27 protein-coding genes and 1 tRNA gene are annotated in these 24,390 nt (G+C 58.2%); 17 read left to right on the top strand and 11 right to left on the bottom strand.

Annotated elements, in window-relative coordinates; all coding sequences use genetic code 11:
* Positions 1 to 14: 14 nt before the first annotated feature.
* The 11 genes from BW14_RS06845 to BW14_RS06795 all read right to left on the bottom strand — a co-directional run bounded on the left by BW14_RS06845 (position 15) and on the right by BW14_RS06795 (position 5,401).
* The gene (locus BW14_RS06845; RefSeq protein ID WP_140489771.1) at positions 15 to 281 is read right to left on the bottom strand and encodes a hypothetical protein; all 267 of its coding nucleotides are present in this window, start codon (positions 279 to 281) and stop codon (positions 15 to 17) included.
* Between the two features lie 87 nt (positions 282 to 368).
* A complete protein-coding gene (locus BW14_RS06840) occupies positions 369 to 737 on the bottom strand; it encodes a hypothetical protein (protein WP_140489769.1) in 369 nt (122 codons plus the stop codon).
* An 81-nt stretch (positions 738 to 818) separates the two neighbouring features.
* Positions 819 to 1,367 (bottom strand): hypothetical protein, encoded by a 549-nt coding sequence (locus tag BW14_RS06835; RefSeq protein WP_140489767.1) that lies wholly within the window; start codon positions 1,365 to 1,367, stop codon positions 819 to 821.
* Between the two features lie 69 nt (positions 1,368 to 1,436).
* Complete coding sequence (locus tag BW14_RS06830) at positions 1,437 to 1,616, bottom strand: hypothetical protein (RefSeq protein ID WP_140489765.1); 180 nt, start codon at positions 1,614 to 1,616, stop codon at positions 1,437 to 1,439.
* A 109-nt stretch (positions 1,617 to 1,725) separates the two neighbouring features.
* Positions 1,726 to 2,574, bottom strand: coding sequence for a hypothetical protein (locus BW14_RS06825; RefSeq protein ID WP_140489763.1), 849 nt, complete (start codon positions 2,572 to 2,574; stop codon positions 1,726 to 1,728).
* Between the two features lie 96 nt (positions 2,575 to 2,670).
* A complete protein-coding gene (locus BW14_RS06820; RefSeq protein ID WP_140489761.1) occupies positions 2,671 to 2,895 on the bottom strand; it encodes a hypothetical protein in 225 nt (74 codons plus the stop codon).
* Positions 2,892 to 3,095 carry a hypothetical protein gene (locus BW14_RS06815; RefSeq protein ID WP_140489759.1) on the bottom strand — a complete coding sequence of 68 codons (204 nt, stop codon included), beginning with the start codon at positions 3,093 to 3,095 and terminating at the stop codon, positions 2,892 to 2,894. Before BW14_RS06815 ends, BW14_RS06820 begins: the two co-directional genes overlap by 4 nt.
* Positions 3,092 to 3,679 (bottom strand): hypothetical protein, encoded by a 588-nt coding sequence (locus BW14_RS06810; RefSeq protein ID WP_140489757.1) that lies wholly within the window; start codon positions 3,677 to 3,679, stop codon positions 3,092 to 3,094. Before BW14_RS06810 ends, BW14_RS06815 begins: the two co-directional genes overlap by 4 nt.
* A 94-nt stretch (positions 3,680 to 3,773) precedes the next feature.
* Positions 3,774 to 4,469, bottom strand: a complete 696-nt coding sequence (locus BW14_RS06805) for an antirestriction protein ArdA (RefSeq protein ID WP_140489755.1) — start codon at positions 4,467 to 4,469, stop codon at positions 3,774 to 3,776.
* Positions 4,470 to 4,581: 112 nt separating this feature from the next.
* Complete coding sequence (locus BW14_RS12535; protein WP_140489752.1) at positions 4,582 to 4,782, bottom strand: helix-turn-helix transcriptional regulator; 201 nt, start codon at positions 4,780 to 4,782, stop codon at positions 4,582 to 4,584.
* A 397-nt stretch (positions 4,783 to 5,179) separates the two neighbouring features.
* Positions 5,180 to 5,401, bottom strand: a complete 222-nt coding sequence (locus BW14_RS06795; protein WP_140489750.1) for a helix-turn-helix transcriptional regulator — start codon at positions 5,399 to 5,401, stop codon at positions 5,180 to 5,182.
* Positions 5,402 to 6,858: 1,457 nt separating this feature from the next.
* On the opposite strand from BW14_RS06795, the gene BW14_RS06790 reads away from it, so the two are divergent.
* The 17 genes from BW14_RS06790 to BW14_RS06710 form a co-directional block, all read left to right on the top strand.
* Positions 6,859 to 6,935, top strand: a tRNA-OTHER gene (locus tag BW14_RS06790).
* A gap of 108 nt (positions 6,936 to 7,043) precedes the next feature.
* Positions 7,044 to 7,397 (top strand): HNH endonuclease, encoded by a 354-nt coding sequence (locus BW14_RS06785; RefSeq protein WP_140489748.1) that lies wholly within the window; start codon positions 7,044 to 7,046, stop codon positions 7,395 to 7,397.
* Positions 7,398 to 7,931: 534 nt separating this feature from the next.
* Positions 7,932 to 8,390 carry a hypothetical protein gene (locus BW14_RS06780; protein WP_140489746.1) on the top strand — a complete coding sequence of 153 codons (459 nt, stop codon included), beginning with the start codon at positions 7,932 to 7,934 and terminating at the stop codon, positions 8,388 to 8,390.
* Positions 8,391 to 8,590: 200 nt separating this feature from the next.
* The gene (locus tag BW14_RS06775; protein WP_258186081.1) at positions 8,591 to 10,309 is read left to right on the top strand and encodes a hypothetical protein; all 1,719 of its coding nucleotides are present in this window, start codon (positions 8,591 to 8,593) and stop codon (positions 10,307 to 10,309) included.
* A 3-nt stretch (positions 10,310 to 10,312) separates the two neighbouring features.
* Positions 10,313 to 11,917 (top strand): hypothetical protein, encoded by a 1,605-nt coding sequence (locus BW14_RS06770; protein WP_140489742.1) that lies wholly within the window; start codon positions 10,313 to 10,315, stop codon positions 11,915 to 11,917.
* Positions 11,917 to 12,996, top strand: a complete 1,080-nt coding sequence (locus BW14_RS06765) for a hypothetical protein (protein ID WP_140489740.1) — start codon at positions 11,917 to 11,919, stop codon at positions 12,994 to 12,996. Before BW14_RS06770 ends, BW14_RS06765 begins: the two co-directional genes overlap by 1 nt.
* Positions 12,997 to 13,013: 17 nt before the next feature.
* Positions 13,014 to 13,565, top strand: coding sequence for a hypothetical protein (locus tag BW14_RS06760; protein ID WP_140489738.1), 552 nt, complete (start codon positions 13,014 to 13,016; stop codon positions 13,563 to 13,565).
* An 11-nt stretch (positions 13,566 to 13,576) separates the two neighbouring features.
* Entirely contained in the window at positions 13,577 to 14,338 is a 762-nt protein-coding gene (locus BW14_RS06755; RefSeq protein ID WP_140489736.1) for a hypothetical protein, read from the top strand.
* A 65-nt stretch (positions 14,339 to 14,403) separates the two neighbouring features.
* Positions 14,404 to 15,462, top strand: coding sequence for a major capsid protein (locus BW14_RS06750; protein WP_140489734.1), 1,059 nt, complete (start codon positions 14,404 to 14,406; stop codon positions 15,460 to 15,462).
* A 9-nt stretch (positions 15,463 to 15,471) separates the two neighbouring features.
* Positions 15,472 to 15,900, top strand: a complete 429-nt coding sequence (locus BW14_RS06745; RefSeq protein ID WP_140489732.1) for a hypothetical protein — start codon at positions 15,472 to 15,474, stop codon at positions 15,898 to 15,900.
* Positions 15,901 to 15,908: 8 nt separating this feature from the next.
* Positions 15,909 to 16,439, top strand: coding sequence for a hypothetical protein (locus tag BW14_RS12275; RefSeq protein ID WP_258186073.1), 531 nt, complete (start codon positions 15,909 to 15,911; stop codon positions 16,437 to 16,439).
* Positions 16,427 to 16,777: a hypothetical protein gene (locus tag BW14_RS06735; RefSeq protein ID WP_140489730.1), complete on the top strand. Its 351-nt coding sequence runs from the start codon at positions 16,427 to 16,429 to the stop codon at positions 16,775 to 16,777. The genes BW14_RS12275 and BW14_RS06735 overlap by 13 nt, the downstream gene beginning before the upstream one ends.
* Positions 16,770 to 17,231, top strand: a complete 462-nt coding sequence (locus BW14_RS06730; protein ID WP_140489728.1) for a hypothetical protein — start codon at positions 16,770 to 16,772, stop codon at positions 17,229 to 17,231. The genes BW14_RS06735 and BW14_RS06730 overlap by 8 nt, the downstream gene beginning before the upstream one ends.
* Positions 17,232 to 17,298: 67 nt before the next feature.
* Positions 17,299 to 17,916: a hypothetical protein gene (locus BW14_RS06725; protein ID WP_140489726.1), complete on the top strand. Its 618-nt coding sequence runs from the start codon at positions 17,299 to 17,301 to the stop codon at positions 17,914 to 17,916.
* Between the two features lie 109 nt (positions 17,917 to 18,025).
* Positions 18,026 to 18,457 carry a hypothetical protein gene (locus BW14_RS06720; protein WP_140489724.1) on the top strand — a complete coding sequence of 144 codons (432 nt, stop codon included), beginning with the start codon at positions 18,026 to 18,028 and terminating at the stop codon, positions 18,455 to 18,457.
* Positions 18,458 to 18,552: 95 nt separating this feature from the next.
* On the top strand, positions 18,553 to 18,873 hold the full coding sequence (locus tag BW14_RS06715; protein WP_140489722.1) for a hypothetical protein: 321 nt from the start codon (positions 18,553 to 18,555) through the stop codon (positions 18,871 to 18,873).
* Positions 18,874 to 18,906: 33 nt separating this feature from the next.
* Positions 18,907 to 24,390, top strand: a 5,484-nt coding sequence (locus BW14_RS06710) for a hypothetical protein (protein WP_140489720.1), incomplete at its 3' end; no start/stop codon positions are given.

The following is a 24,390-nucleotide window of genomic DNA, read 5'->3' as shown; positions in this document are numbered from 1 at the left end:
GTGACATTCCCCCGTTAGTCGTCGATATGCCGGGCGATACGCTGACGTTCCTCGGCTAGCGTGGCGGATACCGGCTGGACTCGCGGCCTATCCCACACGGTTTTGCCGTCCTTAGTTTCAACATGGACGAGTTCGGTTATGTCGTCGCAGATGTCCAACAGGTCACCGGCTCCGTGAGAGTCCACGTATTCCGGCAGTTCAGCGGGCTGCAAATCGTCGGGCACGTCCACGAGCTTGCGTACCTCGGTCATGTCAGTGTGCTGGTAGATTATGTATTCCATGTCAATTGTCCTTTTTCGAGTGTTTGGGACGATAGCGGCGAAGTAGCACCGCCGCTATCATCCGTTTTCAACGTTTTCAACCCATAGTCAGGCTACGGTTGCCGTGTCGTCCGTCCTATGGGCTTCCACCGTCATGCGAGCCGACGTGACATGCTCCAAACCGCAGATTTCCTCCAGGAAGTCGTCTATATCGGCGTCGTACCAAAGCATCGCGAGTTCCTCGCATTCGTCGGCCATGTCCGTCACCTCATACACGTGTTCGGCGGGGTCCGCTCCATCGGGGAAGTCGTCGGGATGATCTCGAATGTAATCCGTGGCCTGAAGCACGAACGCATGCATGAACATCCACGCGATATCGGCAGCCGGCCACTTGGTATGAAGCGAGTGTAATACGGTCTTGCGTTTCCCGTCGTCGCAAATGACGTCAATCTGGGCGAGGGTGGTGTAAGTTTCCATGATGAAATATCCTTTCAATAGGTTTGTTTGTTGACTGATGCGGCGCACGGTAGGCGGCGCGCCAACGCCCTTTGGGGAACGTCAATCGACTAGCAGACGATACTCGCCGCTGTCCTCGATACGCACGCATTCATCGATGACTTCATATGGTGTCATGCCGTCGAACCGGTCAGCCGGGCAACCTTGCAGCACAAATTGAATCATCCATCTGGACCACTCCGGCAGCATGTCCAGACCTCGGCGCAGCGCCTCAGCTTTTCGAGCATCGGGCTTGCCTTGCACGTCAAGGATGGTCACGAAGCCTTCACGCCAATCGCAGTACCATTCGTACTGCCACAAGACATCACGGAAATTGTTCACCTCGTAACGAACGTTCTCGCCGCGCAGCTTATCAACATTCAGCCAGTCGGCGGTCATGTTCTGCTCAAAAACCAGCAGCGGCCATTCGATCAGCTCATAGGCGTCTATCAGTTTGCGCGTCAGACTCTTACGATACGTGACATACCCAAAAGTGCGCCGTCCATCAATCACCCATCTGTCATTGTATTCATCGACGACGTTGATCAGATTGTCAGTCGGGTACGCACCCGGCATTGGTGGACGGTTCAACAGGTAATACGTGTATTCCATTTCAGTGGCTCCTTGTTTTTAGATGGTTGATATGTGCCGCCCACGGTGTTGTGGGCGGCATGAAATAGGCTAGAAAAGCGGGTCAGCCGTGAACTTGTTGGGCAGTTCCAATCCGGCTATCACCATTTTCAGCAATGGTGACGTGTTCCGAAGCGCGTCGCATACGGCGTCGATATTGTCCTCTGTAGTCGCGTGCCCGGTACGTTCCAAGGCTTCGGCGATCTGCGATTTCGTGACGTCCATGCGCATGATGATTATCTCCTTGATTGATTGATTGATTGATTTATCTGTTGGTTGATTAGGGGTACAGGCCACGGCAAGGTGCTAGACTGCCGTGGCCGAAAACTTTTGCAAGCTGTTAGGCTGCGACCTCGAAACCGAGCCTGCGCGCGTAGTCGGCAAGCTCTTTCTCCAGCTTTTTGTCGCTGCCACGCTCATACCGGGCACGGTAGGCGACGACACACTTGCCGTCCGCTGAGGCCACGTAAGCCGCCTTACGCCCATTGGCCGTGCGGAACACTCGCGCACGTCCCAAACCTTGCAGTTCTGGGCAATCCTTGGCCGGCATGAGATCCGGCAATGTCGCGTAGGACACAGCCTTGGAATTGACCTTTGGGGGTATCTCGGGTATCTCCGTGGTCACCGGGGCCGGTTCAACCGGTTCAACCGGTTCAGCGTCCGCGTACACGTCCGCGAGATACTCGGCCCATTCCTCGGCGGTAGGCCCGTAATCTTCCGCCACGGCGTCGAAAGAATCTTCGTCAAGCTCCGGCAAATCGGCATACCTTGTGTCAACCGGCAGCGGGTAGAGGGTGTTTGCCGTGAATTTTTCGCCCACTTGCGTCCATCCCCTATCCAAGTCGCAAAGCTTGATATCCGCCACTTTTTTAGCGGTCAAGCCGAACGGTATCGGCACGTGGAAGCCGAAGTTCTCCCATTCGCTGTCCGGGACCAGCATCCAGCCATGCTCGAGATCCGTGGAAGTCTCGCGCATATGGGCCAACATAGGCTCGTAATCCTTGCCTCGCGCCGTCACTGACCAGCATGTATGGGTGGAAGTCTGCCCCAATCGCCAGATACGTTTCGTGGAATGGTTCACGAAGCGGATATCGTAGGTGCGCATGTCTCCGCGCAAACGCACCCATAAGCCTGTGACGGCTGTGAGCTTGCGCGTTGGGTCACTGACTCGAATCATCTTTTTCTTCATGATGTTTCCTCACTTTTGGTTGATGTGGGCGCGCGTCCATGCGCGCCCAAACGTGAATTGAATTGAATTGATGTGATGTGAATTCGTTTGGTTGGCTCACCGTTGGTCGATAAGCTCGCCGTCACGATAGATGTAGATGCCGGTCCCCCACTTGTTCCCGTGGGCGCTAGAATCCCAGTAGCACCAGCCGGTTTGACCGCTGCCGTCCTCATTCGCGCACGGTGGGATATCCGGCGTCATGTCCACGATCAGCAAAACCGCCAACAGGATGACAGACGCCAACAGCGGGATAGACCTCAGCCAGGTACGCGCGCGCGTCATTTGGCCTCGCTCACGTCGAAACGAATCGCCATCTCGGTCCAGATATCCTCGGGGATACCCTCGCATGAATCGATGCCAGCCGCGTCCATGTAGTCGCGTGCCGCGCCCGTCCACGAATCGATATCCCAATCGGATACCGGGAAGCCGCAGTTCGTGATGTAATCTTCGATGTGACGCTGAATATCAATGAGATACATCACGCCACCGCCTGAAGCTTTCCGGCTCGCACCGCCGCGATGTACTCGGGGACCTTATTCAGATCGAGGTAACAGTCTTCGTCGTTAGGCCATGTCGCGTCATACCAAGCGTTGTAAAGCTCCCCCACGGTCACGTCGTCGGGAAGCTCCCTGTCGGCCAGTTCGTCCGTGAAATAGTCGCGTAGGTATTTGTCCTCGCGCTCAAAATAGTCGTCGTCGTCCAAGATCGGGTAACTAAGTTCTATGAACTCTTCCACGCCGAGCATGAACGCAGCGCCCTCGGTGACGGTGCTGTCGTCGTCGAACAGCTCCAGCATGAAGCCCGTCTCGGTAGGCACCCACGTGTGTGTGGATACGCGCGCATGTATGGTGCGGAGCTGCTCGAGACAGTAGGCGCTGTTTGAAACGTCGATGACGTTGGGGGAAATGATGTTGAAGAACGTGCCCCAACCGTCGCCGTCGCTGTTGTCGCGCGCCCATGAAACAAGACGTTCGTAGTCGAACCCGCTGCCGAACGCCTCATAGGCGCGGCGCAAGTCGTCCATCACGTCGTCGTCGGGCGTGGAAATACTGTAAATGTAAGACATGATGCACCTCCATTAGTGCTGTTGAATGAATTTGGGAATTGCCCGATATGGGCGCGCGGTATTATCAGCGCCGCGCAACGCTGTGAGAGTCAGGTCAGGCGGCAGCGAGTTCGCGTGTCGGGATCAAAGTACCGGCCCAATCATCGGGCGTGATGATGCTCTCAATCTCGCGAATCGTATACCGGTCAGTCAATGGAATGTTTGAGAAGATGGACATGTACCCGTGATCGGACGTATAGTAATCCTGTTGCAGGTCACGCCCCAGAATCTCCATGTCAATGCATGCGCTCAATGGGGAATCGAGGATGGACTTGATTTCGGGCAGCGCGCCCGATTCAACCAACGACCATGCGAGCTTCCCCCGCTGGTCCAGCGTATAATCATCCGCGTCGGGGAACGGCGTATAGTCGATGTCGTCCACTTGCATAGCCAAGTTCGCGTAGTCGATCGGCCACCCCGCTCCGCACTGTTCAGCCGCCAACGACACCGCGTCACACACATCCTCATACGGGTGCATGTCGCCGGCATACTTCAGCGCGGCGGCTAGCACGTTCAGCTCCCACACGTCCGTATAGTCGCCAATCTCCAAGTCGAGAGCGGCTAAAGCGCCGTCGTTTTCCGTGTCGAAAATGGCGTACTCTTCATGCGCCGGGTCCACCTGGACGACATCTCGCAAGAACTTTGTGATCGCTTCGGCCGGTTGCGGCAATGTTATCCAGCCGCCAACTAGATCGCCCTCGGTGTATCGCCCGAGGTTGCCTACCCATACGCGGATCTCATAGTTTTCCATGATTACCTCACTTCGTTTGTGAGGCACGTGCTAGAATAGCAATGCCTCAAATGTCTGATTACTTTTGTTGGCACGCGGTTAAGAGAGGTCCAGTCTCTTAACCGCATTTCTTTTATTCGGGATACCCGTCCGTCAGTTCATCAGGCCGGCACCCAAGGGCACGGGATAATCGCAAAGCGTTTTCCAGTGTCATGTTCCGTTCGTCTCGCCGTCCGGTTTCATAACTGCTGATTACCGTCCTTGCTATCCCGGTTTGTTGCGAGAGTTTGACTTGCGTCAAGCCGGCGCGTTCGCGTAGTTGTTTGAGTCCCAATGGTTCACCTCGCTTGGTTGTTCGGCTACACCATTATGACACGTTAATGTATCACCCGCATGTACGAAACACCACCGTGATTCATGTTTGCGAGGGTATCGCGTTCGATTGAACTTGATAATTGATAGCATAACGTGTCATTCGTGGGTATGCAAATCGGCGTGTCACAACAGCAATCACACCTAACCAGTGAATACGTAGATGGATGAAATCTGATTCATTCAGCTTAGACAACTCGCTAACAAGCGAGTTAATGTCAGCGTTATCCAAGTGCCCATAGTATCCAAGAATGTCACGATGCTCGAAACTCACCAACTGTGCACAACGAGCTACACTATCATCCAAGTTTGCCGCGTCAGGCTCAATTCGAAAACCTTGTAAAAGGGCACACACGCGCCTATCCGGCGCTGTTTTCTTTCGGCATGTCAGCCTCCAACAGTTTCCGAGGATTAGACACACGCAGCGCGTCACATAGCTTGATAGCAGTGCCGAGACTCATATTCTCAATGGGTCTAGCGCCAGTTTCCGTCGCGGCTATCCTCGTATGGGGAACGCCAGATTTTTCGGCTAACTCGCGCTGTGTCAATCCTCTTTTCTGTCTTAACTCCCTTAAACCCATTTGGCTCACCTCGCTTTGTGCTGATGTGAGCCCAATTCTACTATCGCAACGTAGGGTTTTATCCCAGTCCCCTGTTTTCTCTCAGGGCTATCCCATAGGATGCTTCCACGCGAGACACGTCAATCGCTCCACTATCCTATGGCTTACGTCACTAGCGGCACCAATTCCATGGCGGTAAGCCGCTCACCTATCCTCATAGTCAAGCTCTCACACCAAGCTCGGCTAATGCCGGTACCTTTACTATCCATGTCTTACGTGTTTTCATCCCGCCCGACAAATTCATGTCTTGGGTTTACTCGCTACGCTGGATAGACCGACGTTCGGCAGCACTATTCAATTATCAATCATCATGTCCACGCCTCTACCCGCCGCTCACAATGAGGTTTGGATAGTGGGGACTAAGTACGCGGTATGGGACTCGCACCCAATCAGGCCACTATGGCCGCGCTGTGTCGGTGTCGGATTATTGTGCGGAGAGGTACCCCTCTGCCGCGTGCACGAATGCCGTGAGTTCCGCGACTTCGCGGGCCCAGTTATCAATCATCGGGCCATCGATGTAATCGATCGTGCGCGGTATGACTCGCACATGGAGTTGCCCGTTGATTGGGACGACTCTGACTAGTGCGATTGCGCAAGCTGACCCGCGGCATGACGCCCAGTATTTTTCGCCGTCCATAAGGTTCAGCGTCCAGCGTCCGACTGTCAGTATCTCGGTGTTCCGCTTAGTCTCGGTGCTCATTTGTTTCCTCGTTTCCTGTGTTCGTTTTTGTTGTTGACTATGACTATACACGGTATACGTTCGTATAGCAAATCGAGATATTTACCCCCCACTCCAAAATCGTTGGAAACACTGGGTTTTATCGGCGTGTCGCACCCACGGCAAACCACACGAAAAACCACACCACTCTATATATATAAATAAAAGGCTTAATGAGAAAATTATCAATAAGAATTGCAATCGAACAAACATTCGATAGAACAAACGTACACACGAACAAACGTACTAACGAACAAACGTACGAACACGTGCGCCCACGACGCTACAGCCGCGCACGCCCACACGCGCGTACCACACGACACGCCAAAACACAAAACAAAAATGAGAACGAATACCAACATCACCCCCCGTGGGGAAGCCCCGCCCCAGGTGTGCGTGGGGGCCGCTGGGCCAATGGTTCTGCCTGTGAATGTTCTTCTGGTTGGTGAGTGGACGAAACGTTACATCGTGTGCGACGAGGTGACCTGGAAGGGGTGCAACGCCGTGCACCGTGCATTGCAACGCGGAGTGTGTTATGATACCGGTGGTTTTGAATATTGATTTAGGGGCTGGCTTGGTTGCCGGCCTTTTTTCGTGTTCGATTCCGTGGCCGTGCTCCTTGTTGTTTTGTCCGCATTATTGGTTTAGAGCAGTAACCGGTTATGTGGGTGTGTTTTCTTGGTCCGGTGAGCATGGTCGTGGGCATTGTAGCTCAGTTGGCTAGAGCATGGTCGCCCTTCGGGGTGCGGTCGCCGGTTCGAGTCCGGCCTTTGCCCCTTGGTGTCGGTGGGTCGCGGGTGTCTGCCTTGTTTTGGCTTCAATCCCTTTGGCTCGCGTGATTGCCGCGTATCCCCACTGGCACCTTATATATAAGGAGTGTGCGCCATGCCTGAGTCGAGATGGTTCAATTCGAGTCGTGGCGCACGGTTCAATCCCGGTTGGGAGCGGACGCGCAAGATGATCTTGGAGCGTGACAGTCATCGTTGTCAGCGGTGGGTTACCGATTGGCGTACAGGAGGCAGGCGTAAATGTTGGCTACCCGCCAATGAGGTCGATCATATTCATCGTGCCGAGAATGGTGAGCCTGACGATGATTCTCCGGAGAACCTTGAGGCGTTGTGTTCGTATCACCATAAGCAGAAGACCGCGCGTGAGAGCGGTGATGCGCGAATCAAGAAGCGTCGTCGCCGGGAGGTGGAGTCATGGTATTCCCATCCGGCCTATCGGACGAGTGCTTGATTCCCGGTTGTTGCGAGCCTGTACATGCCAAGGGCTTGTGCAGGTCTCATTATGATTGCCGTCGTTATTCGGGCAGGCCGGTTCGTGACCGTATGAGTCGTGCTTGTCTGGCGTGTGGCGTGTTCTTTGAGACTGATCGCAAAGATCGTCTGTTCTGTTCGGCTCGATGCCGTGTCAGATGGTGCCGGAAGCGCCGGCGGAGCGAGTTCCCTATGGAGCGGAAGCCTACCCCGTTGAAGCGCAGCAGTTATCATCTGGAGCGGCCTCGGGAGATGCCGAGCGTTCCTGTGGAGCAGTTCACCCTGGATGATGTGTGGGCGAAAAGCCCTGAGACGTGCATCCTGTGCGGTGAACTGTTGGATAGGACGTTGCCTGCTTGGGATCGGATGGCCGGCGTACCCGATTGGATTGTGTCGCCGGAGGATGGCGGCGAACTGACTTTGAAGAATCGTATTATCGTTCACCGTTCCTGTTGGAGCCGGAAGGCGTACGGGGATGAGGATGCCCGAAACGGGCGGAAGGCGAGCGTGGCTCATGGCAGGTCAGGGAAGGAAGGCCAGTAAATCCCAGATACCGGTATTGCGTTCGGACGGGAAGATTCGTGGCCGCGAGCTCGGTGACCCCGCGTATCTGCTTGGCTTGGATCGTAACGGTGTGAGCAAGCAGTGGAATCCTAGGGTGCTTCTTATGTGGGACAATCTGCGGCGTAGCCCGCAGGCGCAGCGTATGGGCACTGACTTGGATTGGGATTACGCGGAGATGATGATGGTCGCGTTGAACATCTTTTTCGAGACGCACCGGTGGGAGATGCTGTCTGAGGTTCGCCAGTGGATGGCGAAGATCGGATATTCGCCGGCAGATCGTGCCGCGTTGAAGTTCGACGCTCCAGCCCCGGATGATCTGTCTGTGGGCCCCGGTTCGGGTAATTCCGGTCAGGCCATGGACATGGACGAATATTGGGACCAATACGATTCGGTGATGGGCGGTGACTGATGCACGACATCATCCCCCGTCTCGGGTCGGATGATCTGCGTCGCTCGCTTGGCCGTATCGCCTGTTGGTGGATACAATCTTTCTGTCTTGTAGGCTCCGAGCCCGCGTATGACGTGCCCTACCGTTTCAGTCCCGAATATTTGGAGTTCATCCAATATTGCTATGCGTTGGACAGATATGGGGAGCGTCGGTTCGACCACGTGTTTTTGAGTCGTCCGAAGGGATGCAACAAAAGCGGTCTTGCCGCGTTGATCAGCTTGTTCGAGGCTCTTGGCCCGTGTCGTTTTCTTGGCTGGGCGAAAGGTGGGGAGACGTACACGTTTCTCGGCCAGACGTACAGGTATCGTCCGGGTGAGCCTATGGGCCGTCCCATCCAAGGCCCGAACATCCTGTGCCTTGCGAATGCGGAAGACCAGACGGACAACATCTATCAGGTCATCAAATACAATTGCGAGAACGGTCCGCTGGCCTCTCTTCGCGGCTATGGGCTGGATGTGGGCGAGACCCGCATCCTCCTGCCGGAGGGTGGTTCGATCAAACCGGGTACGTCGGGTGCCGCCTCCAAGGATGGCGGCAAGCAGACGTTCGCCCCTGTGGACGAATCCCATCTGATGACCCTGCCGAAGCTCAAGGCCATGTATCATACGGTGAAACGCAATCTCGCCAAACGCAAGGCTGATGCGGAACCGTGGATTCTTGAGACGACGACCATGTACAGGCCGGGTGAGAACTCGGTGGCTGAAGAGACGTATCGGACGGCGCATGACGAGCTGGAAGGCCGGTTGAAGCATGACGCCCGAACATTGTTCGACCACAGGTATTCCAATCTGCCCATCGAGGATCTGGCGAAGCCGGACAAGTTGAAACATGCCTTGTATGAGGCGTATGGTTCTGCGGCTAAAAGCCCTGACGGGTTGAATCACATCATCCTGCCCGATGGCCGTATCGTGCCGGTTGACGAGCATGGGCGCAGTGACGAGGGGTATACGCTCCGCTCCCCCGGCGTGGAGCCCGGCCCGTCCAGAAACGGCTGGTTCGATATTCGCGGTCCTATCGCGGATATCCTCGACCCCGCATCCGACGTGGGCAATTCGGTCCGCTACTATCTGAACTCGTTGACCAGTGTCTCGGATGCGTGGATAGCGGAACCGTTGATCGCCTCGCATCTCGCCGCCGTGAACCTGTTCGCCGGATTGCCGGAGGGCACCGATCTGGATGATGCCGCCGTATGGCGGGAGGTCATCAGCGAGGACGATGAGATCACGCTTGGCTTCGACGGCTCCCTGTCCGATGATTCCACAGCTCTTGTCGGATGCCGGGTGCGTGACGGCCTCCTGTTCCTTATCAGATTGGAGCAGAAGCCCGAAGGCCCGGAAGCCGCCGACTGGCGTGTGGACGTGGATGCGTTCGACCGTGCCGCCCGTGAGATGCTGGACGACTATAACGTGGTCGGCTTCTTCGCGGACCCGCCGTATTGGCGTGACGTGATCATCGGATGGGAACGTGACTACGCGCATCTCGACCTTGTGGGCAATCCCATGGACCCGATGATGGTGAACACGAATCAGCGGAACCAGATGATGCCCGCATACGTGGATGTGCATACCGCGTTCTCGAAGGAGTGGGAGCCGTCCGACGATGATGACGAACCCGTCATCGGCGATATCGCATTACTGGCCGACCCGCGTTTCGTGGCGCATTGGCGCAACGCGCGACGCAGGGACTTCCGCAGGACGAACCCGGACGGCTCACCCCAGTACATGGTGTACAAGGAGACCCCGAACAGTCCGCTGAAGATCGACGCTTGCATAGCGGGCGTGCTCGCCTACATGGCTCGCACCCGCTACCTGTCAAGCAATCGCAGGGATATCGGCACACGCACGCACGTCACTCGTGTTGACTATCAGAGAGGTTGGTGAGACATGGCGCAATTGGAATCGCTGATACCGGACGACACGGAGCCGGGCGGCGACGGCGTTGTACTGACACGCCTCGCCAACCGGCTCGTCAACCGTATCCCCATGCTGTGCACTTTGAAAACGTTCTACGACGGCAAGGAGACGGTGCCGACGAAAGCGGTGCCGCGCAACATGGACGTGACCAGTTCGCAGATTTACCGCAGGTTCGTGGACATCTGCCCGATGAACTTGGCGAGCACAATCGCGAACGCGGTCATCACATCGCAGAAGCCCACGGGTTTCCGACTGGTGGCGGACAAGACGATGCGCTCCACTGACGCGGACGACATGTGGCAGTCATCCGGCATGAACCTGAAATCATTGAACATGCTGCGCGACGCATCCCTGTATGGAGCCGCCTACGCTGCGGTGACCGACGTGCCGAACCCGGCTTACATCAAACGGCTCAGCCCGTGGGATACGGTCGTGTCCGACGACAAGAACGCTGCCATCTTCTATTCGTACAATGCGGACGAGGGCATGGAGTACATCACGCTCTACCGTCTGACCCGCAATGACGATGGCACGGTCGCAAACGTGTATTCCCGTGTGGCGCGACGCGAATCGGAATCACGCTCGCTGCCGACAGACTCCCCCGACTATGAAGATGCCATCTACGAGATGGCGAACAACGACAGCCAGAAACGACCCAGACTGGAACCCACGTTCGAATGGACTGGAGCGGCTTCCTCGGACGGATACGACTTCGCGGCGAAATGCCAGTGCTTGCCGGTCGTCCAATTGAAGACACCCACCGGCAGAGGCCAATTCGAGCCGCATATACGCACGTTGAGCGCCATCGACCAACAGAGATTCCAACGGTTCTGCATACAGGAGATGCAGGCGTTCAAGCAACGCTGGGTGTCCGGCGACCTGCCCGAGTACTACACGAAGCAGGACCCCGCCGTCAAAGCGGGGCGTGCGCGAGCAGGCGACAAGATCGACTATTCCACCATGTTCGAGCTTGGCCCCGCAGCGCTCTGGCTGATGCCGAAAGATGCGAAGATGGGCGAAAGCTCAGCCACTGACATCACGCCGATAATATCCGCCGCGAACACGGACATCAAACAGTTGGCCGGAGCTTCCGGCACACCGCTGTCGATTCTCAGCCCTGACGTGTCCGGTAGCGCGGAAGGTGCGAAGCTCACCACGCGTATGTTGCGGCTCAAAGTTCAGGACATGAACGCGCGCGCGAACGATGCGTTCGTGCTTCTGCTGAAGATGGCGTTGACCGCATCCAACGCGGACGGCGACGCATATTCAGAACGTTTCGAGACGATGTGGGAGCCGGTCGAGACACCATCAGACTTGGATCAGGCGCAGGCGGCGAGCTACGTGAAGGGCCTGTTGCCGGTCAAGACGATCATGCGACGGTTCCTGAACATGAGCGAGATGGATATAGCCGAGGCTATGCAGGACTTGCAGGATACGGCGTTCGCCACCGCGTTGAGCCGGGAGAACACGCTGGTCAGCAGCAAGACCTCGCAACAGTCGTCCCCCGCTTTGGATGACGCGTTGGGATCTTCGCTTACGCTCCCCGATGAGACTCTGACGGCAGGAGGCTTGTGATGGCGGCGGACCCGACACAGGCGTTGACCGTGCTGGAACAGCAACGGCAACTGCTGGTGGACGAGTTCATACGACGCGCATGGAACATGTGGAAGTCGTTGGACCCCGCCGACTGGTGGAATGACGCCATCACCCAAGGGGTCGGCGCATGGATAACGCAGAACCAGATCGCGTTCGTGAAGGCCATGCGCCGGTTGGGCGTCACCTACGCCGATATCGCCTTGGGAATGGCCGGAGTGAACGCGGAAGGCCAAGTGCCTGAATACATCGTCACGAGGGCCAACACCGACCCATGGGCGGTCAGCGTCCGACCTTCCGACGAATATCGGCATATCGCAGTCCGCAACCCCGATATCAGGCCTGAAGCGTGGGGCAGATTGGACGAGGCCGCAGGCAACGCTGTGAACATCTGGCTGGACACAGCGTTGAACCGGCTGACCGACAACGCGAACACGGACGGACAGATCGCCATGAACAGTGCCGCCACAAAACGGTTCCAAGGTTCAGGCATCCGCAAATACCGGAGAATCATCCACCCGGAACTGTCCAAGACTGGCACATGCGGATTATGCGTCGTAGCCGCGAACAACGTGTACGGCACCGCAGACCTCCTGCCCATGCACAACCTATGCAAATGCACCGTCATGCCGATCACCGCATCACATGACCCCGGACTCAGGCTGAACCGTGAGGATTTGGACAGGATATACAAGAAGGCAGGTGGCACGACCAACGCAAGCGGGCTGAAAAGCGTGCGAGTGGAGGTCGTCAACCACAGTGAGATCGGCCCCATACTCACCCAATCGCAGTGGCGCAGGGAATACGATGACGGCACCCCGGCACCGAAATGGAACATCCCCGACCTGAACATGACGCGCACGGCCTTCACCCGAATGTACGAGCGTGCCAACGTGTTCCTGACCCACTACCGGAACGTGATGGACACCGGAGAAGAGGACGTATTCCACTTCGAAGGACGAGCCTACAGGTTCAGACCGTCCCCCCATCTGAAACAGGCCATGTCGTATCAGACGGCATGGCTCAACTATCTGCGGTCGAGCCTCGGGCTCGCCGCCTGACCGAAAGGACAGGGCGCATGACCCTGAATGAAGAACCGAAGAACGCCGCCGACACCGCAAAGGCCGAAGAGGCTAAGCCCGAAACGGGCGAGAACAAGCTTCCCGCTCAGGACTCGCCGCAGACCGAAGACAAGACCGACACCGGCAGAACAGCCGACGACGAGCTCGCCAAATGGAAGGCGATGAGCCGTAAGAACGAGAAGCAGGCCGAGGCTAACCTCAAGCAGGTGCAGCAGGTTCAGGCCGAACTCGCTCAGGCGCGCGCCGACAACGCGCGTCTCACCGCGAAGAACAAGTACCCGCAGATTTCCGACGAGGCCCTGACCCTGTGCGACAAGACCGACCCTGACGAGATCGCGGCTTGGGCGGAACAATACGCGAAACTCAACCCGATCAACGCAGGCGTGCCGGCTCCGAAGCCTAAAAGCGACCCACTCGCCCGCAAGACGCTCGACCTCGCTGAGAACCCTCAGGGTGAGTTCAATCCTAAGCCAAAGCGCGGCGACGCGTACAAACGCTCCCAGGAACGCCAGAACGCGCGCCGTCGCAACCGCAACAAGACCAACTGAAAGGAGCCGACATGGCGATTCCCTACGAAATGGTGCACGGCACCGGCATCACCACCGTTGAAGAGAACAACGAGTGGCGTTTCGGCGAACAGGATGGCGGAGTCGTGTCCGTCACCCTCGTGCCGGAACTGTTCAACGTCGATGACGAAGCACTCAAGAACAAGTATCTGACAGGTCTCGGCCCGAACGCCACGACCATTTACATTCGTTCCGGCATCCCGCTCGCCCTCATCACGTCAGGTGACAACAAGGGCGCATATGGCCCGTATGATCCGAATGCGACCGATGGCCGTCAGACCGCCATCGCCGGCCTGCTCGAGTCCACCGTCGCCGTGAACATCACCTATCAGGGGTGGGATGTGGATGACGTGTATGTGGGGCTCCGCTACCGTGGCGACATCATCAAGTCGAAGCTGCCGGTCGTCCCGGCAGACGATGCCGTGTGGCAGGGCGACTTCTACGACGTGGATGAAGACGTGGTCACCCCGCTCTCCGCCAAGGCGTCCACCGAGCCAGCTCCGGCACCGGGCATCGCGGACGGTTCCGTCACGACCGCGAAAATCGCGGCCAAGGCGGTCACCAAGGACAAGATCGCGGACGGTGTGATTCCGACCGTTCCCGCCGCTCCGACTTGGGCGAACATTTCCGGCAAGCCCGCTGCCGCCGCCGCCGTGGCGGACGCGCCGACCACTGGTGACAACGTGTGCCCGAACGCCGCGAAGCTGAACTCGGTTCTCGCCATCCTGCGTTCCGCCGGACTGCTCACCAAGTAACGGCATCCTAATCCAACAAGCCCGCCTATATGGCGGGCTTTCACATATGTGAAAGGAAACATCCAATGGCATTAGACAAGAACATCTTCCCGCCGAGCGAAGCGACCGAGATCGCCCAGTCCGGCTTCGACTACGCGAATGGGATGCTCCCGTTCTCCAAGGTGTTCCCCATGAAGTCGAACGACGGCGAATGGGTGGCATCATGGACCCCGAACCTGCCGACCCTAGCGACTAAGGCCATGCATCGTCGTGCGCTTGACGCGGAGATCGGCCACCAGTCCATGAAGTCGCAGACCGCCGAACAGCACACCGGTCTCATCGCACTCTCCGGCATGGACCATATCACCGAACGTGACATGGCGAAGCACGCGAACGACACCCAGTACATCCACGACACAGCCGAACTGAAGACCGAACATCTCGGCCAGACCGCTGGCGTGACCATCGAATTGGAACGTATCAAGGCGATGATGGACGCGAAGATCACCGTTCAGGAGTACGGTCTGAACGTCACCTACTCGTTCGGACGTCCAGCCGGCCAGCAGAATCAGGTTCCGGCCAAACTGTGGAATGATGCGACATCCGACCCGGTTTCCGACGTTCAGGCATGGATTGAGACCATGCGCAAGAACAAGGGCCGTGTGCCGCATGCCGTGCTCACCACCTCCAAGGTCATCGACGCGCTGCGTACGAATGAAAGCTTCCGTACCGAAATCTCCGGCATGGACATCGAGCATTCCAAGACGCGTCTTTCCCGCGACGAGGTGATTAGCGTGCTCGCCGTGCAGCTCGGGCTCACGGACGTGCGCATGATCGACCTCATGTATGAGGATCTGGAACTGGACGGCGGATTCAAGATGGACGTGGATACGACCGCGCTCATCCCGGATAAGACGTTCATCATGTTCCCCTCCTACAATGACGCGACACTCGGTTTCACTGCCGACGGGCCGACCGCCGAAGCGCAGGACGCGGAATACGAGATCAACAAGACCGTCAACGAGGGTCTTATCGGCGCTCTCGTCTCCCATCAGGCCCCGTCGAACTACGACATCTGGGTGAACGGCACCGCACTGCCGATCCTTCAGGATGCAGTCAGCACGTTCAAGGCCAACGTTCTGTAAGGAGCCGTCATGGCGGACATCTCCGGAATCGACTGGCTGAAATGGATGCGTGTCAACCTGCTGGACGAACCCGGTCTCGCCGGCTCGTATCCGAACGAGTGGATTCTGTCGCGATGCCGTATCGCCGCCGAAATGGCGGTCACGGAGTCCAGCAACACGGAGCCACGCTTACGGTCGGGTGATTTGAGCGAGGAGACGTTCGCCTACGTGGTGTGTTCGATGGTGATTCGCGTCATGCGATGGCACCGGTTGAAAACCGAATCGAACGGCAACTACTCGTACACGGAGCATGACCCCCAGCCGAACCCTCCCGGCTATGACGCGAGTCCGAACCTGTATGTGAGCAAACGTGAAAAACAGTTGCTTGACGGGTATGCGGACGGGCGGGGCCCCATAGGGACTATAGGCGTGGGAGTTCAGCGCATCTACGGATTGTGAGGTGGCGTATGGCCGGTGAAACACTGGACTTAGGCCACCTGTACGACGATGTGGACGTTGACGACATGGGCGGCGGCCACCTGTACGACGGTTCGGATGTGGAGCCGCGTGTCACGGACGACCTGTTGCATCGTGACCTGATCGTGGTGCAGCCGATGGAACTGTATGACACGCCTTATGGTTCCGGCACCGTCCCGACAGGGGAAACATCCTATGCGTACTGTTCGTTCGAGCCGCGTATCAACAAGAACAGCACGTTCTCGAAGAACTGGGCTCAGGACACGACACCGCAAAGTTATGGCGGTCTGCGTGAGGATTCGCTGGCTATCGTCTTGGCCCCCGAATGGCATGGCGACATCCACACGATGTTCTGGCATGGCGACGACTGCTATGAGGTGGATGGCCCGCCCATGCATATGGCGCATTCCTCGAAGGATGCGGAGCATTGGAACATCACCGCCCGTTGCATCGGCCATGCCGGACCCGCAGTCGTGACGCCGCCCACACCCCCGGAGGGGAGCCGCATATGGGGTACGTGAGACTGAAAAACCCGAAACGGTTGAACATCGACATCGCCCGCATGTTCGGAGCGGAAGCCACCATGCCGGTGGGCGCGAAGATCGAAGCGAGGGCCAAGGCTCTGGCGGACGCTCGCGCGAAGCACAATAGTGTGGCGGACCGTATCGACATCACGCATCATGCCCGGGGCGCGCATACCGCCGTGGTCATGAGCGTGAAGGGGCGTGACGTGCCGGAGATCGCCTCCCACTTGGAGTTCGGCTATTTCAACAGGTGGCTTGAACACAAGTACGGCATCCACTCCCCCATGGCATGGATGCCGGGATTGTTCATCATGTCGGAGGCGAAATATGTCTGATGTGCGTGACCTGGCTGTGCGCGACCAGTTGGATGCTGTCGGCTTGACCCGTATCATGCTTGACCGCATCGACTGGAAGATACGTGATTTGAATCCGGTCATCCAACCGGAGGTCACCCCGGTCACCGATTCGCTCCTGCTCGCGCATGACGTGATTCTCTACCATTGCGGTGCGCCCGAACAGCCGGACTGGAATGTGAAGGCTTGGATATGGCGTTATTCGCTGTCGTTGACCGTGTTGGGTCGTGACCCGGCTCGGGTGTTCCGCACGTGCGCGTACCTGAACCGGTGCATCGCCATGTGGCCTCATGTGGAGGGCACCATATTGGGGAAGATCGGCCGTCTGGTCGATAATCCCGGTTTCGAGGTCGTGTCCACCGGTGACATGACCTCTTCCAAGAGCGTGGTCGCATGGCGTTCCACGAAGCATATCCAAGCGGCCAGCCCACGCTGACGGCTCAACTTCAATATTCCGAACCCCGCCGATTGGCGGGGTTTTCTCATAGTGAAAGGACAATGTCATGGCACTTGGTTTCCACGACAATGATGTGATGACCGCTGCGCGTGGCGCGGTGTTCATCGGCAACCCCGACAAGCTCATCGACAAGGCTCTGCTGCCGACCATCACCGTTGATACGGAGTCGTTCGGTTCCGGCGACTCGCAGTTCTTCAACATCGGCCATATGAGCGTGGACAATCTGCCCGAGTTCAACATCGATGGCGGTGACTCGACGGTGATGGCGACGTGGGCTAACCCCACGTTCCGTACCCGTTACGGTGAGACCAAGGGCACTGTCGTGCTGCATTCCGTGCAGGGCGACAAGGACCTGTTCAAGCTCGCCTACAATGCGGTCGATGATGCGGCTTCCGGTGGCGTGGACTTCTCGATTCTGAAGAAGCCCACCAACAAGAGCCTGTTCGTGCTCGTCTCCGACACGGACACGAACCAGCGTACCGGCATGCTGCTGCCGAACACGGATGTCACGTTCGACTCGCTGCCGACTTTGAATCAGAATTCGTTCAACCAGTACGACATCAACGTGACCATGAAGACGTCCGCCGCGTTGAACCGTAATGCGGACGGCACCGCGAACTATATTCGCCGGTTCTTCCCGGAGTCGTTCGTGGCCGTAGCCTGACCCCATGTCATTCCTCCCGGCCCGCGTGTCCTCCTATCCGCGCGGGCCGGGATCTTCCAATGGTTTTTCAGATAGGAGTTTTTCAGACTTTTTCGATAGGAGAATTATCATGGCCGAAACCACGGAATCGAAGACCCCTCAGACGTGGGCTGAACTGGCCCGGCAGGAATGGTTCACGGGTATTCCGCAGCTTGTGGAGCCGAAGGACATGACCGTAGCCCAGTCGGCGGCGTTCGAGGTGACCCGTCAGCGTGTGGCGGAACGGTCCACGAAACTCGAACGTATCGGGTTCTTCAAGAAGCCCGGCGAACGTGGCGACGAGTGGGACGAAGGGGAGGCGACGCTGCTTCTCGCTGAGATCGTGGAATATTCGGACCTGTATTTCCGTACGCTCGCACCCTCGGAGGACACGTGGGACGAGTGGGTGAAGGGCCGTACCCTGTTCAACCTGTATGTGACGTTCTCGCAGCTCCTGTTCTTCTATGCGGACGCACTGGGAAAATCAAGCGACTCGAAAACACCCTCCGCGAGTGCCGAATAGAAGTACAGGCTGATTTCCAACGGTTCTACAATCTCCCGTTCCCCGACCTGCCTACCGTCCTCAACGAGTATGAGCCGTCATGGCTGTGCGCGTTGATGGACGGTCTGGAAGGGTATGAGGGGAGCCTGTACCGGGCGTGGGTGAGCGTGCATCACCCACTCCCCCACGGTTCCGACGAGCAGGCCGGGAACATGCGATTGTCGCCTGTAGGTTACGGGCAATTGCAGATGCTCCTGTTGAACCAGTCGAACACGTTGGAGATCATACGGTTCCTGCTGGCCCGGTTCTTGGGCGACGGCAAAACGAAGCCGCATCTTATTGAACCGCCCGGCCATGTCGATGGGAATCCGAATGGCAGACGCACGTTCAAACCGTCGAGTTTCAACGGGTTCGTTGACATGATGAAGCATTTGTGACCGCACGGAGGCGGCATCCCACAGGAGGTCAACATGGCCGAAGGTTTGTATTCAGCCGGCAAGGTCGGTGTCGATGTCGTCCCGGACACCAGCCGGTTCTGGGCTATCCTCAACGCCGAACTGCACACGCGCAACCCGCAGGTGGGCGTGGGCGTGGAGGTCAATGATGCGGGGTATCAGGCGTGGGCGTCCCGTACGGACGGGCGCACCCTGACCAACAGCATCAGGATCGACGGCGACTATTCCGGGTTGCATCAGCTCTCACAGCAGATGGACGCCATCGAACGCCAGTCGCGCGCCATGCAACGGCAGACCATGGCCGACATGCAGGAGAGCCGCACGAAGTTCCTCGCCGGCTTGAACACGATGCGCAACAATTGGGGCACGGCCAACAAGCGGGTGCGCGAGGAGTGGACGAAAACCCATGACGCGCTTGATGTGCCGCTTCCCACGAGCAAGCTTGGGGCGGAGATGGAAGCCGCAGCCTACAAGACTGCGGCTCTTGTCGAGAAGCATGAGGATTATCAGAAGGTTCTTGACAATCTGACCGGCAAGCAGGCCGAACAGTGGGCTAAGCTCCGTGCGGAAGAGGAGAAGACCGAAGCCGAGCAGAAGCGGCTCACCGACGAGCAGATCGCGAACGAACAGCGTCTTGCCGAGGCCGTGACCCGGACGAACAAGCAGCGTGGCGCGTGTGCGGCGCAATCCGTTCAGGCGCAGAAGCGTCTCGCCAAGGCACAAGCCGACCTTGCCGCCGCGCAGTCTTCCGGCGATAAGGAGGCGGCGAAGTCTGCGCGCGAACGCATCAAAGTGGAGTCCCAGCGTATCCGCCAGTACGAGCGGAACACGAATGCTGCTGTCAAGGCGTTGCAGAGGCTCCAACGCGAGTCGGATAAGCTGTCGCAGTCCATCGACCGGCAGTTGTCGCAACTCGACAAATCTGCGGACAAGACCGCGAAAAGCGTGCAGAAGGCGTTGAAGCCGCTCAATGATAGCGTCGCCAAAACCCTTGAGAAGAACCAGAGCATGTTCGCCGCCGCGACACGGCAGATGGTCGAAGGGTTGAAGCAGACCGCCGAACAATCCCGCCAGACGTTTGAATCGTCGGGGCCGTTCACGTTCCTACGCAACCTCCAAACGGATTCCGCTCAAGCCGCCGCCGAACTGGACAAGCTGCGCGAAGCGGAGTCCGAGACCGCTCGCACGCACGACATGCTCGCTAAAGCCATGGGGGCAAGTCTCGAACAATACGGTGCTGTAAACAAGGCGCAGAAGAGTATCGACCATGCGTTTGCATCTTCAGCGATCACCGAACACCAAACCAAGGTGGCCGACCTTACCCGCCTGTTCAACGAGCAGGAAGACCAGCTCAAAGCACTCGTCACCCAGTTCACCCGCGCCAAGAAATACGGCATCGGCTTGGATGACGAGTTCGATGACATGGGCAAAAGCATCAACAATGCGATGCGTACGCTCCGCAACTTCCGTGATTACGCGGCCAAACACCCGGTCAAGGCGGAAGCGAAGCTCGACCGCACCGAATGGGAGAAGTCGTTCGGCGAGATCCTAGCGGACGCCCAAGAGCTCGCCCGCAAACTCGACCGCCAACATGAGATAGAGGTGCGTGTCACCCGCTGGCAGGATGATGCCGACCGGCTTGAGGAACGCCTGTTCGACTTGGAACACGCGCGGGTGGATATTCCGGCTGATTTCAAACTGGACGAGCGGAACATCATCAGCCGTATGCGTGAGGTCGCAGCCCAGATCAAGGCGAACCCGGAGCTTGCGCCCGAACTCGAAGCGAACCTCGAACTCGACATGAAACATGCCGAGGAACGGTTGAAGGAGTTCCAACGCAAGAACGACGAGCTCAAGATGGACTTGGACTTGGAGACCGCTCTGGCCCGAGCCCACCTCGCCTACTTCACCCGTCCCCGCACCATTGACATCTTCGCGAACTTCAAGGGCACGGACGCGGGCAAGATCATCAACGGCATGATCTCCGGCGCTACCGGTTTGAAGGGCGTGGAGAACCAGTTCCAACGTCTTGTGAACCTCATGGACTCGTTGGATACGACGGTGCCGAAGCTCACCATGCTGGGCAGTGTGTTCACGGCCATCGGCGCGGGCGCGGTGAATCTGGCCGGTTCTGTCGGCGGTGCCGGCTCCAGTCTCGTTTCCCTAGCGAAGGCCGCGTATGCGGCTCCCGCCGCGTTGGGTACGGTCGCCGCCGGATTCTACGGCATTTATGCGGCGGCGAAGGTCGCGTCCGACCGGTTCAAGCTCGCGAACACCGAATTGAAGGACTTGCAGGAGTCCGTGGGCAACGCGTTCTGGGATGAAGCTGCGGACTCCATCACCGGCATGTCGAACGCGTTGGGCGCTGATTTCATCCGCAACATGCGTGAGGTGTCCGCCGAAGAGGGTCGTATGGCCGCTGGCATGGCGGACATCGTCTCGCAGGCGGACGAGGCGGGTCGTATCAACGCGATGCTCGACCATGCGGCCATGAGCGTGCGTAATCTCACGCCGGGCGTCGAATCCGCAGTGGATGCGCTCACCTCGCTGGGTCGTGTCGGCGGACAGTACGTACCCCAGTTGACGAACTGGATCAGCAACAACATGGCCTTGTTCGCGGAGTGGGCGCGTACTGTCGAATCCGACAACACTCGTGTCGAAGCGGCGATGGGCAAGGTCAAGGAGCAGGCCGGCTACTTGGGTAGCAGCATTGGTTCGCTCAAGGGCGTCGTAACCGGCGTGTTCGGCGCGTTCTCCCAGTATGAGAACGGGTTGCAGGGATTCTCCGAAGCGGTCGCCAAAGCCGACAAGGCGGTGAACAGCGTCAGCTTCCAGACGACCATCAGCGCTTGGATTACCGGCGCTCAGGAGGCGCAGACGATAGTCCGTGACTCGTTCTCGCATATCGGCGCGGACGCGAACTCGCTTCGTGAGAACGTGCGCCGCGCGTTCATGGACGCGGGCGTCATCGTCGGCTCCACGTTGGAGAACATCAGCCATCTGCTCGCCACGAGCGGCGACGGCATGAGCGTGTTCACCGACAATGTGGCGTCCGGCTGGCAGAAGTTCATGGACGCGGTGGGCGACAGTGGACCCGCGTTCTCCGACCTGCTGGCTATGGTCGGCAAACTGTCGAACACGTTCGGCGGCACGTTGGCTTCCGGTTTGCGTGCGGCCACCCCCATGCTTCAGGCCATCGCCACCGTGACCGGTACGGTCGCCGACGCGTTCGACCGGTTGCCGGAACCCGTGAAGGCCGCTGCGGCATTGTGGGTCACGTTCGGCCGTGCGGGCAAGTCCGCGATAGACAGTCTGAAAATGGGCATGTTGCAGAACATCCAGCAGACGTTGCAATACCGTTCCACGATGCAACAGTTGGGTGTCGCCACCGAAGGCACGAGCATGAGCATCCGCGAGCTGGTGGCCGCGATGGCCCAATTGCGGAATGGTCAGGTGGCTGGCGTGTTGAGCGGTGTCACCACGAGCGTCACCCAGACGGGTGCGGGCGCACAGCAGGCAGCAGCCAAACTGCGCACGTTCACGAACGCGACCAGTGAGATAGCGGATTCCGCCGTGGTCGTGACCGCCGGCATGTCCGGTTGGGGGCAGGCCATGCGGAACGCGGGTGATTCCGCCGAAAAAACGGGGTCCATGGTTTCCGCTGTGGGCGGCAGGCTGAAAAATCTCGGCGGTCTCGCCAAGGACGCCGGAACCCTCATATTGGATGCGTTCGGCGGGCCTCAAGGTTTGGCTATCACCGCCGCCGTGTCCGCGATCTCGGTCGGTGTCGCATCCTATTCGGAGCATATCGCGAAAGCGGAAGCACGGCAGGAGTCGTTCAACAAGGCGTTGAAGGCCACGCCGGGCGCGATAGGCAAGGCGTCCGAGGGATTGGATAATTTCTCGGCCACCGTGAAAGACCTGTTGGGCGAGGATTGGGATTCGTGGGAGAAATTCACGCTCCCGATCGGCGTGGTGAACAATTTCAAGTCCGCGTCGGACGCTTTGCAGACCTTGGGCATCAGCTCCGAGGATGCCGCGACCGCCGCGTCTGGCACGAACAAACAGTACGAGCAGATGAAGAACCGGCTCGACAAGATCGCCAGCACCGACACGGTCACGCTTGACACCAGTCAGGTCATGGGCAAGAACGGTTCCGCAGCTTCAGTCGCATCGCAGAAGCTCGAGGAATACCGTCAACAGCAGATCGACCTGTTGAAGACCACCGCGCAAGCGCAAGGCAAGGGCGACGATTGGGTGGACAGCCTGTTGAATCAGGGCCAGTCCATCCAAAGCGTTTCCCTCGCGTTGGCCGACGCATCCGAGAAAACCCAGTTGCAGGCGCAGGCTTCCCAGAAGCTCACGTCCATGCTGGACAAGGAACGCAGCGCGAGAATCAGTCTAGCGTCCGCGTCCTCCAGTTACGCTCGCATATTGGAAGGCATGCAGTCCACCATCCAACAGGTGAACCAGCTCGCCGCCCAAGGTCAGCGCGTATGGGTGGACATGGCTACCGGCTTCGACATGTCGACCGAAGCGGGACGTACCGCGTCCGACGCGATGACCACGTTGGTGACGAACGCGAACTCGTATCTCGACGCGATGATCGAGAGCGGCGCGAGCGTGGACGAGGTGAACCGCAAGCAATCCGAGTTAGGCAGCCAACTCGGTGACACGGCCAACCAGTTGTCCAACAATGCAGCCGGTGCCGCCGATTACGCTCGAAGCCTGCTGATGACCCCGGACACGGTGAGGACGAAGATCGAGTTGGAGAAACAGCAGGCCCAAGCCGACCTGCTGGAGTATATCGACTTGGTGCAGGTCCTGTTCCCGGACGGTCAACGCTCGCAGATCCGCACCATGCTGATGCAGGCTGTGGTCAACGGGAAAATCGATGTAGACCAGTTGTCTTCGATGGTCCAGCAACTGTCGGACGGCAAGCACACCATCGTATTGGATGCGGACGGCGACCCGGCCATTGTGACCATCGACTGGGCGAAGCAGTATGCGAAGGAGAACGCGCAAGGCACGTACACATCCACGTTGGATGCGGACGATCTCGCGTCCGGGAAGATCGAAGACCTCACGAACCTGCTGGAGCTCAGCGGTTTGGACAGGAAGCAGATCATGCTTCTGCTCAATGCCGAGGGCAACGCGAAATGGGAGATCTTAGATGTTCAGGGAAACCTTGAAGCGTTGGGCATGGAGCCGAAGACCTACAGGTGGCTGCTCAACGGGGAGGGTTCCGCCGAGGAACGGTTCGATGCTGTCAGGGAGTCGTTGAGCTGGCTGAATCTCAGTGACAAGGAGATTCAGTGGATTCTCGATTGCATCGACAACGCGCGTGAGAAGATGGTCCGGGCCGAGGACTTGCAGAAGCGTCTCGGCAAGGGTGTCAGCTTCACCATCGAAGGCAACGATGATGACGCGCGCGTGAAACTCGCCACGTACCGGAATCTCAACGGCAGCGTCATCTCGAACGCAGTGGCTCGGGTATCT

The organism is Bifidobacterium sp. UTBIF-68 (assembly GCF_006408855.1).
Classification (GTDB): domain Bacteria; phylum Actinomycetota; class Actinomycetes; order Actinomycetales; family Bifidobacteriaceae; genus Bifidobacterium; species Bifidobacterium reuteri.
Note: the sequence above shows the minus strand (reverse complement) of the source record. Positions and strands in the feature narration are given on the sequence as shown.

Coding starts and splice junctions, on each gene's coding strand:
- BW14_RS06845 (WP_140489771.1), bottom strand. CDS start 281: ATGGAATACATAATCTACCAGCACACTGACATGACCGAGGTACGCAAG.
- BW14_RS06840 (WP_140489769.1), bottom strand. CDS start 737: ATGGAAACTTACACCACCCTCGCCCAGATTGACGTCATTTGCGACGAC.
- BW14_RS06835 (WP_140489767.1), bottom strand. CDS start 1,367: ATGGAATACACGTATTACCTGTTGAACCGTCCACCAATGCCGGGTGCG.
- BW14_RS06830 (WP_140489765.1), bottom strand. CDS start 1,616: ATGCGCATGGACGTCACGAAATCGCAGATCGCCGAAGCCTTGGAACGT.
- BW14_RS06825 (WP_140489763.1), bottom strand. CDS start 2,574: ATGAAGAAAAAGATGATTCGAGTCAGTGACCCAACGCGCAAGCTCACA.
- BW14_RS06820 (WP_140489761.1), bottom strand. CDS start 2,895: ATGACGCGCGCGCGTACCTGGCTGAGGTCTATCCCGCTGTTGGCGTCT.
- BW14_RS06810 (WP_140489757.1), bottom strand. CDS start 3,679: ATGTCTTACATTTACAGTATTTCCACGCCCGACGACGACGTGATGGAC.
- BW14_RS06805 (WP_140489755.1), bottom strand. CDS start 4,469: ATGGAAAACTATGAGATCCGCGTATGGGTAGGCAACCTCGGGCGATAC.
- BW14_RS06795 (WP_140489750.1), bottom strand. CDS start 5,401: ATGGGTTTAAGGGAGTTAAGACAGAAAAGAGGATTGACACAGCGCGAG.
- BW14_RS06785 (WP_140489748.1), top strand. CDS start 7,044: ATGCCTGAGTCGAGATGGTTCAATTCGAGTCGTGGCGCACGGTTCAAT.
- BW14_RS06780 (WP_140489746.1), top strand. CDS start 7,932: ATGGCAGGTCAGGGAAGGAAGGCCAGTAAATCCCAGATACCGGTATTG.
- BW14_RS06770 (WP_140489742.1), top strand. CDS start 10,313: ATGGCGCAATTGGAATCGCTGATACCGGACGACACGGAGCCGGGCGGC.
- BW14_RS06765 (WP_140489740.1), top strand. CDS start 11,917: ATGGCGGCGGACCCGACACAGGCGTTGACCGTGCTGGAACAGCAACGG.
- BW14_RS06760 (WP_140489738.1), top strand. CDS start 13,014: ATGACCCTGAATGAAGAACCGAAGAACGCCGCCGACACCGCAAAGGCC.
- BW14_RS06755 (WP_140489736.1), top strand. CDS start 13,577: ATGGCGATTCCCTACGAAATGGTGCACGGCACCGGCATCACCACCGTT.
- BW14_RS06750 (WP_140489734.1), top strand. CDS start 14,404: ATGGCATTAGACAAGAACATCTTCCCGCCGAGCGAAGCGACCGAGATC.
- BW14_RS06745 (WP_140489732.1), top strand. CDS start 15,472: ATGGCGGACATCTCCGGAATCGACTGGCTGAAATGGATGCGTGTCAAC.
- BW14_RS12275 (WP_258186073.1), top strand. CDS start 15,909: ATGGCCGGTGAAACACTGGACTTAGGCCACCTGTACGACGATGTGGAC.
- BW14_RS06735 (WP_140489730.1), top strand. CDS start 16,427: ATGGGGTACGTGAGACTGAAAAACCCGAAACGGTTGAACATCGACATC.
- BW14_RS06730 (WP_140489728.1), top strand. CDS start 16,770: ATGTCTGATGTGCGTGACCTGGCTGTGCGCGACCAGTTGGATGCTGTC.
- BW14_RS06725 (WP_140489726.1), top strand. CDS start 17,299: ATGGCACTTGGTTTCCACGACAATGATGTGATGACCGCTGCGCGTGGC.
- BW14_RS06720 (WP_140489724.1), top strand. CDS start 18,026: ATGGCCGAAACCACGGAATCGAAGACCCCTCAGACGTGGGCTGAACTG.
- BW14_RS06715 (WP_140489722.1), top strand. CDS start 18,553: ATGGACGGTCTGGAAGGGTATGAGGGGAGCCTGTACCGGGCGTGGGTG.